We start from the raw sequence: 8,620 nt of genomic DNA, 5'->3' as shown, positions 1-8,620 counted from the left end.
CCGATGCGGGCGAGCGCCGCGCCGCGGGCGGTGAAGTCGTCGAGGTCGCGGGGCAGCGGCAGGGTGCCCGCGGGCACCGTGGCGACGGGCCGGGGGCGGGGGCGTCCCGGACTCGCGGCGCCTTCCAGCGCCTCGGTGTCGCCGCTTCCCAGGTCCAGGGCCCGGGCCAGGGCCTGGACGGTGCGGCGCTGCGGTCCGCGGGTGCGGCCGCGTTCCATGTCGGCCAGCGCGCGCACGCTCACCCCGGCGGCGTGGGCCAGCTGTTCCTGGCTGAGGCGGGCACGGGTGCGCAGGCCGCGCAGGAGGCCGCCGAAGGAGTCGGCGCGAGGTGTGGGGTTGGAGGTGCTCATCGTCCGGGTCCTGTGTGGGGCGTGCCGTGGTGACGCCGTGGCATGTCCGGCAGAAGTATGCCGGGTGCCGGTTCTGCCGGTACGACTGCCTGGCGTCGGGCGCCCGGCGGTGGTGGACTCGGAGCGGCCGCGCACACCCCGCGCGGCCGGGGCCGGGACCGGTGCACGCCGGCCGCCCACACCCCCCTTTTCCGAAACGAACCCCGCTCACAGATCGACCGGACCACCCCTCGGCCCGTCGGGAGCAGTCGCCCCGGCGGGCCGCACGCGTGCGGTCACCCCATCCCCGAACCCCAGGGAGCCTCCCTTGCCATGTGATCGTCCACGATCACCCGCCCTGCGCCGGATCCCCGCGATCGGCTGCGTGCTGTCCCTGCTCATCGCTCTGGTCTACGCCCTGACGGCGGCGGCGCCTCCCGCACGGGCGTCGGTCAACGACCTCGGCTTCGCCACCTGGAACATGCAGGGAAGCGGAGGGAAATGGGCGGACTACATCAAGCCGTTCCTGCACGAGAACCCCCGGATCACCGTCCTGGCGCTCCAGGAGATGTCGAGCCCGCCGCCGAGTTTCTTCTCCCTGGGGGACCAGACGATCCCCGCGGCGTACAACACCGCGGCCGGTCCGGCAGCCGCGAACATCGTGGTCTCGCAGAACTACTTCACGATCGGCGAGGAAACGTTCCTCCTGTTCTGGGCCATCACCGACACCAACGGAGACCCGGCTCGCCCCGGCCGGGTCAACGTCGGCCTCATCGTGCGCACCAGCGCCCTGCCGTTCAACGTGACACCCGAGCCGATGGTGGTGCAGCCCGATCCCCTCGGCAACAGCCTTCCCCGCCCGCTGATCGGGGTACGGCTCGGCAGCGACGTCTACTACAGCGCACACGCCTGGTCCGGCGGCGGCAACGACCGGAACAACATCGTCGCGGGCGTGGCGCAGCGCGGCGGCACCGGCCCGAACGGGCAGTGGGCGGTGGCGGGGGACTTCAACTTCAACCTGCTGGACCCCAACCAGCCGCTCGGGTGGGTTCCGCCCGCAGGAGTACTGCGCCGCAGCGGCGAGCCCACGCGTTCCAGTGCGGACGGGCAGCGGCTCTCGGAGCTGGACTACGCGGTCACGAGCGTGCCGCCGAACCCGGGGACCAGGACGGCCAGGCGGGGGTTGCAGGGCTCCGACCACTTCCCGGTCCAGTTCAACGCCCCCATGCAGGCCGCGGCGGAGCCCGTCGCGTACCGGCTGATCGACCAGGCGCCGGCCGGCGGCGCACGGGTTCGGACCATCGGTCTGGGCCCGGATCGGCGCGGTGAGAACGGCGCCCCGATCACCGCGCAGGAGGTCGCGCACGACCTCGGGCAGGTCCTGGAGAGCGTCAGTCCCACCGGGATCGGCGGCGTCGACTACTCCGGCCTGCGGGCCTGGGCGTCGGGCAAGTGCCTGGACGTAGGGGTGGCCGCGGCGGGCACGGCGGCCAGGGCGGTGGTGCAGAACGACTGCCAGGTGCCGGCGGCGAAGAGCCAGCTGTGGCGCCTGGACACCGGATACAACCAACTCGTCAACGCCGACGGCCTCGCGGTGACCCTCGGGGCGCCGGTCGGCACAGCTCTGACGGCCGGCGCGCCGAGCGTCCAGAGCGGCGCCTGGGGCCTGGACCCCGTCGACACGTGGCGGTGGAAGTGCGCCGTCGAGACGCCGGCGGTCGTCACCACCGCGGCCTTGGCGACCGCCTCCGACGGCCAGACGCCCTTCCCGCCACCGCAGGGCGGCGTCTGCGATCCCGCCGAGGGGGCGAAGGTCTCGATGGGCGACAGCTACATCTCCGGTGAGGCCGGGCGGTGGGCGGGCAACGCCAACAGCTATGCCGAAGGATCGGCGTGGGGGACCGACCGGGCGGCCGTGGACTGCAACGCCGACGAGAGCACCTGCCGGCACGACCTGAGCCTGGTCTACGGCGACACCTCGTACGCGGACAAGCCCGGCCAGGCGTGCGACCGCGCGGACTCCGCCGAGATCCACGGCGCGGAACTGACGGGCCGGCGCTACAACATCTCCTGCTCCGGCGCGACGACCGCCGCCGTGCTGTCCCAGTCGTTCAAGGGGCAGCGCCCGCAGATAGAGGAGCTGCACGACCTGGCGGCCACCCGCTACGTCTCCCTGGTCGTCCTGTCCATCGGGGGCAACGACCTGAGGTTCTCCGAGATCCTCGCGGACTGCGCCAAGGCCTACCTGTACCCGTCGGTCAACAACAACGGCTGCCGGGCGTCCCAGGAAGCGCAGTTCGCCGCCCAGCTCGACGCGGTGAAGGCCGACGTCGTCAAGACCCTGCAGGCGATCAGGAGCACCCTGCACGACAGCGGCCAGCCCGACGGCAGCTATGACATCGTGCTCCAGTCCTACCCCAACCCGCTGCCGAGCAGCGGCCGGTACCGCTACCCGCAGGACTCCATCAACCCGTTCCAGAAGTACGGGCGTTACACGCAGGGCGGCTGCCCCTTCCTCGACCAGGACACCGACTGGGCGCACGACTCGGTGATCCCCCGCATCACGGCCCTGCTCGGCGACGCCGCGCGGCAGGCGGGCGTGTCCTTCCTGGACGTCCAGGACGCCTTCGCCGGCCACGAGCTGTGCGCGACCTCGGCCCAGCAGGCCACCTCGGCCAACACCCTCGGCGCCCCGGTGGACGCGGCGAAGGCCGAGTGGGTGCGGTGGGTGCCCTACCTCAGCGAGCAGACCAAGGACATCGGCTGGACGGCCCAGGGGCACCAGCAGGAGGCCGTCCACCCCAACTACTACGGCCAGCAGGCCCTGGCCGCCTGCCTGACCAAGATCACCGCAGGGCTCGCCGGCCGCCCCGTCACCTCACGCTGCGCGGGTGCCCCCGGCACCTCGCCCGGCGGCCTGGACGACAGCAGCCAGCTGCTGGCCAAGGGCAACCGCCGGGGCCCCGTCGACGGACTGCCGGACTGGAGCAAGGCCGGCTACCGGGGCGGCGAGCGGCTGCCGGGCGAGGCGCAACGCTCCAAGGACGCCAAGTGCCGCATCACGGCGCAGGACCTCGCCGCCACGTACGGGGTGCGGGCCGATGACGGCACGGACGACACGGACGGCATCCAGCGGGCCATCGACCACGTCCGCACCGACTGCACGCCCAACGCCTCCCCGAGCCGTCTGTCGTCGATCGAACTGCCCAGGGGCACGGTCAACGTCAGCAAGCAGCTCTCGGTGGACGTCTCCTACCTGGTGATCCGCGGGCAGGGCACCGACAGCGCCGGCGGGACCCGCATCGTGTTCAGCCCGGACGCCGCGACCCGCTACGACACCCTCTACAAGGGCCCCAGCGACCCGGCGCCCTCGCGCTGGGACCAGGACGCGATGCGCTACGAGTGCCCGGGCAAGCTCGGCTCGATCATCGGCACCGGCGGCTGGATCTGGCCGGGACGGGGACTGTTCCGCGTGCAGACCCGGGAGGTGTCCGCCAAGCACCAGCGGATGTGCGGGGACATCTCCAAACTGCCGGAGAACCGCAGAGACCTGTTCGAGGGCTCGGTCAACCAGCACTGGGAGTCGGGCGTCGAGGTCGCCGGCACCGCCGCCGACACCGCGTACGCCGCTCATCAGGGCGAACGCACCATCCAGCTCAAGCCCGACGCCGACATGTCGGCGTTCCGGCCCGGCGGCTACCTGTGGGTCGGCGCGGCGAACAGCCTGAAGTTCTACCAGAGCCAGCAGATAGACACGACCGCCGCGGCAAGTTACCTGGACAACCTGCACATGCGCCAGCAGGTCTTCCTGATCTCCTCCGTCGACGGCGGCGGCCGCACCGTCACCATCGACGAGCCCCTGGAGTTCGACATGCCCGTGAACTCCGTCTCCGACGGCTCACCGCCGCTGCCGGCCGGCACCGTCTACGCCAGCAAGGTCACCCCGCTCAAGATGATCACGAACGTCGGGTTCGAGGACTTCACCTTCACCCAGCAGCTCGACGGGATGCCGGCCAACGACGGCAGCACCTACCACGTCGACCCCACGTGCACGGTCATGGGCCCGAACTGCCCGGTCCACAACTACGGCAACCTCGCGCCCGAGTACGCCATGCACGGCATCGTCTTCAAGTGGGCGGCCGACTCCTGGGTACGGGGTGTCCGCGGTGAGATGACGGGATCGCACCCGATCGTCACCGAGGTCGCCAAGAACCTCCAGATCGAGAACAACTACTTCGACGGTGCCTGGAACAAGGGCAAGGGCGGAAACGGCTACCTGCGCGGCTCGCGCGTGTGGGACTCCCTGTACGCGTTCAACACCACCCGCAACCTGCGCCACTTCACCTTCCAGTGGTCCTCCTCGGGGAACGTCGCGTTCGCCAACGACTTCGACTCCGACCTGAACCTGCACGGCGGATGGGAGCGCCGCAACCTCTTCGACAACAACGTGGTCCACGTGCCCTTCGAGCACGCCTCCAAGAACTGCACCGTCAACTGCGGCGGTGAGGGGGGTGTCAGCGACAAGGGAACCTGGTGGCCGATCTACTGGAGCGCGGGCAACAAGGCCGTCAAGTGGTCCGGCTCCAGCGGCCCCCAGAACGTCTTCTTCAACAACGCCCTGACCAAGCAGACCACCGCCCGCGGCCCCTACCTGCCGTACCAGCCCTACTCGACGCGCCAGCGCGTCTACCAGTTCGGCTCCGACGCCACCGATCCGCGTCTCTTCAAGCACCTGACCTCCTCCGGCACCGCCATCCCGGACTGGGCCGACATGGAACGCCTGGACTACACCGGCGGAAACGGGGTGAACAACTCCTACGAGGACGACGGGAACTCCCTGTTCCTGAAGAACTTCCGCTGACGGGACATGCCCGGAGGCCGTTCGGATCAGGCCTCGCACAGCACACCCGGGGGCGCCCCGGCCCGGACATCCCGATCCGGGCCGGGGCGCCCCGCGCCATGGGGGCGCGGGGCGCCCGAGTACGGACGGGCGACGCGTTCGCGGACCGATCCGGCCACGCACACGTCGGTGACGACGCCGTACACCAGCACTCGCTTCACTTTCCGGCCGCGCCCGTGACGCCGCCCCCGATCCCCCTCCCCCAGCTCGCGCCGCCCCCGGGGACCGGGGGCGTCCGCACTCGCCGAGACCAAGCCCAGGTAAAGTGACCGGCCGAACCACCGGGAGGGCGCAGATGCGGACACCGACAGGGATACGGGGACGGACCGGGATAGTCCGGGCCCGGACGGGCACGGCGCTCGCGGCGCTCGTACTGCTCGGCAGCGCCGGAACGGCCGTTGCTGCCGAGCCGAGCGCCGGGCCGAGCCCCACGGCAGCGTCCACGGCGACCGCCACCGCCGCGCCGACCGGTCAACCCGCCGGCGGCACAACCCAGGCCGAGCGCCTGGCCGAGGAACTGCGCAAGAACCCGGTCTACGTCTCGGCCGCCGAGCCGCGCAGACTTCCGCGCTCGCTCGCCCCGGAGATCGCCGCCCTCGCCGAGCGCACCGGCGTCCCCACCTACGTGCTGGCGCTGCCGGACGGCGACGCCGCACTGCTCGCCCTGGTGCACGACCGGCTCGGCGCGGACGGCCTCTACGTGGTGATCAGCGGCTACGGCACCATCACCGCGACCGCGTTCGGCGTCGACGTTCCGGTGGACGAGGCCCGCCGGATCTCCCTGTACGGCACCCCGTACAGGGCCGGGCCGCTCGCCGGATTCGAGAACTTCGTCGACGCCGTCGCCTCCGGCAAGGACCGGGCCGCCGCCAAGGCCGAGGAACTGTACGACCGGCACCGCGACAGCGACCGGCCCAGCGCGTACATCAGCTCCACCGACCGGCAGAACCAGAACCTGCTGCTCGGGCTGGCCGTGGTGGTGATCCCCGGCCTGGTGCTGGCCCTCGGCCTTCGCCTCTCCCTCCGCCGGACCCGCTCCTCCGGCGCCGCCCCCGCCCGGAAGACCGGACCGAAGACCGGAACGAAGACCGGCCTGAAGTCTGGCAGGAAGCCCGCCGTCAGCCTGGACAAGGACCCGAAGGCGCCCCTCGCTGCCCGGACCCCGGGCGCCGGGTGGCGCCTCCGCGGCCTGCTGCCGGTGACGCTGCTGGCGACGGCCGCCGCCGTGTTCGGCGTGGTGCACTACGCGCCCACCGCCTTCCCCCAGGTCATCGACGGCCCCTACCTGAACGTCACCCAGGCGGACCTGAACGCCCGCGTCGACGAGATCGCCGCCGGGCTCACGACCGACCCGGTCTACCAGGACCCGTCCGGCCCCGACGCCCTGACCGCCGCCGACCTGCCCGCGATCCGGCAGCGGCTCACCGAACTCGCCCCCAAGGGCCCGGTGCACATCGTGGTCACCTCCACCGACAGCGACGGCGAGACCCGCTACGACCGCGACCTGCTGCTCGCCCTGATCCACGAACGCACCGGCCGCAACGGCGTCTACATCCTCGTCGACCAGCTGACCGGCTTGATCGAACTCGACAGCTACGGCACCGACCAGGACACCCTGCACCGCTTCGCACGCGTGCCGACGGACGTCAAGTACGCGCGCGGCGAAACCAAGGGTCTGAACGTGGCACCGCGGCTGGACCAGGTGCTGGACGCCGTCGCCGCCGCCGAGCCGAAGCCGGGCTACGATCCCGCGGAACGCGACACCACGCTGCCCCCGCTGCACGACAACCGGCTGCCCGCCCTGTTCAGCAACGACTTCGGCGGCGGCATCGCGCTCGGCGTGATGCTGCTCGGCGTCCTGCTGTTGCTGGCCTGGGCTGCCCTCGCCACCGCCCGGGCCGTGCTCCGCTCCCGGCGCGCCCGCGCGGCCGGCTCCTCGCAGCAGCGCACCAAGCCCCGGCACGCCGACCCGCTGCCGTCCCTGCGGCAACTGCGTGCCTGGGCCGGCGAGGACGTCCGCGAACTCGCCGCGCGACTGGCCGCCGCCGACCAGGACGCGCCCGGCCGCACCCGCGCCTGGGACTGCCTGGACGCCGCCGGACTCCTCGCCGACAGCAGCGAGCAGCACCCCGACAGGTCGGCCGAGGCGGGCGACCTGGCCGCCGTCGTGGTGCTCGCCGAGGCCGGGCTGACCGCTCTCCGCGGCCACCTCCACCCCACCCTCTGCCGGCTCGACCCGCTGCACGGCGAGGCCACCGGCGGCCGGGTGCCGGCCTGGTTCGCCGAGCTCGGCATCGACCCCCGGTCCGCGCAGTTGTGCCCCACCTGCCGGGATGCCCTCCGCGGCGGCGGGACCGACCAGGCCGCCCGTGCGGGCCTGGCCCGCGACCGGCTGCTGCGCCTGCCCGGGGCGGACGACCGCACCCGGACCGCCTGGGACGAGGCCGGGCAGATCCTGCCGGCCGCCCGCGAAGGGCTCGAAGCACTCATCCTCAGGGCCAGGGAGTCCGCCAGTGTCCAGTGACCACCCGACCGTCCGTCACCCGTCCGCCGGCCCCGACCGGCGCCTGCTCGGAGGGCTGTTCGCCGCGCTTCTGATGGCTTGCGTGGCATTGCTCGGCACCGGCGCCCCCGCTCGCGCGGACAGCGCCGGCCCCGGACCGACCGCCACCACCATCGCCGAGGCGCTGGCCACCAGCCCGGTCTACGTCGACCCGTCCTTCGCGGCCGCCGTCACCGCCTCCCAACAGCGGGAACTCGCCGACCAGATCGCCGCGACCGGCCTGCCCATCAAGGTGGTGCTGGTGCCGCTGAAGAAGGGCGACGCGTTCGGCGGCAGCGCCAAGGGCCTGGCCGCAGTGCTCCAGGAACGCCTCGGCCAGCCGCAGTTGATCCTGCTCACCAACGACGAGTACGTGAGCTGGCTCAAGGGCACCGAGTGGCCGAACGACACCCACCAGACCCGCGACTCGGCCATGGCCGTGGGCATGCTCAAGGAACTCAAGGATGCCGGACTGGCCGCCCGCGTCGGCCGGGCCATCGAACTGATCAAGACCGGCCAGGGCACCGCGGTCTACAAGGCCGAGGCCGCCCGGGTCGACCGCGAGTACTCCGCCCGCCCCAAGGCGAAGGACCAGGCCGCCGACTCCTCCTCCGGTGGCCCGGGGACTCTGCTCGCGGTCGCCGCGGCGCTGGTCCTCGCCGTCGTCGGCGCCGCCTTCCTGGTACGCCGCCGCCGCTCGCCCCGGCACACCGCCTTCACCTTCCCCGACGCCGTCTTCGCCGCCGATCAGGCCGCCGACGAGGCCGGGCTGCGCCGGCAGGCCGCCGCCGAGGTGCTCGCCCTCGGCGAGGCCGTGGACGGCGCCGACGGGGCCACCACCCCCGGCCT

General features: G+C 72.6%; 3 protein-coding genes and 1 pseudogene. 3 read left to right on the top strand and 1 reads right to left on the bottom strand.

The window, feature by feature from the left end:
* Window positions 1-350 (bottom strand): multiprotein-bridging factor 1 family protein (locus tag BU198_RS01095; RefSeq protein ID WP_188294898.1); only part of this gene is annotated, 350 nt, incomplete at its 3' end.
* A gap of 307 nt (window positions 351-657) precedes the next feature.
* Here BU198_RS01095 and BU198_RS01090 point away from each other — a divergent pair.
* The 3 genes and pseudogenes from BU198_RS01090 to BU198_RS01080 all read left to right on the top strand — a co-directional run.
* Window positions 658-5,190, top strand: a complete 4,533-nt coding sequence (locus BU198_RS01090) for a GDSL-type esterase/lipase family protein (protein WP_188294897.1) — start codon at window positions 658-660, stop codon at window positions 5,188-5,190.
* A 334-nt stretch (window positions 5,191-5,524) separates the two neighbouring features.
* The gene (locus BU198_RS01085; protein ID WP_188294896.1) at window positions 5,525-7,753 is read left to right on the top strand and encodes a hypothetical protein; all 2,229 of its coding nucleotides are present in this window, start codon (window positions 5,525-5,527) and stop codon (window positions 7,751-7,753) included.
* Window positions 7,743-8,620 (top strand): annotated as a pseudogene (locus tag BU198_RS01080) (hypothetical protein); the annotation flags it as partial. The gene BU198_RS01085 and the pseudogene BU198_RS01080, both read left to right, overlap by 11 nt.

Source organism: Streptomyces sp. CBMA156 (assembly GCF_014596515.1).
GTDB lineage: Bacteria > Actinomycetota > Actinomycetes > Streptomycetales > Streptomycetaceae > Kitasatospora.
Note: the sequence above shows the minus strand (reverse complement) of the source record. Positions and strands in the feature narration are given on the sequence as shown.